The sequence below is a fragment of the Streptomyces sp. BE20 genome, from assembly GCF_036322525.1.
Classification (GTDB): Bacteria; Actinomycetota; Actinomycetes; order Streptomycetales; family Streptomycetaceae; genus Kitasatospora.
Map to the genome: position 1 here is coordinate 1 of NZ_JAQYWW010000442.1, position 406 is coordinate 406.

Sequence of the window (406 nt, forward strand, 5' to 3'; positions counted from 1 at the left end):
GCACCCGGCGCCCGCTCACCCCGCCGGGAGAGCAGCACCAGATGCCGCACCCCCCGCTCGGCCACCAGGTGCCGCGCCAGGATCGCCCCCAGCGTCCCCGTACCACCCGTGATCAGAACCGTGCCGTCCGGGTTCCACGGGTGCGCCTCGGACTGCGGCGGAACGGTCACCCGGGCCAACCGGGGGACGCGTATCGCGCCGTCCCGCAGGGCGAGTTGGGGCTCGCCCGTGGCGACGGCGGCGGCCAGGGCCGCCTCGGAGGCCACGGCGCCGTCGGTGTCCACGAGCACGATCCGGCCCGGGAACTCGTTCTGCGCCGAGCGGAGCAGACCCCAGACCGGGGCCGTCGCCAGGTCGGGCGTCTCCCCCTCGTCCACGGCCACCGCCCGACGCGTCAGGACCACCA

At 76.6% G+C, this 406-nt stretch carries 1 protein-coding gene; it reads right to left on the minus strand.

The genetic code is table 11. The annotated features are described in order from the left end of the window. Positions 1-406 (minus strand): SpnB-like Rossmann fold domain-containing protein (locus PUR61_RS04465; protein ID WP_329875845.1); only part of this gene is annotated, 406 nt, incomplete at both ends.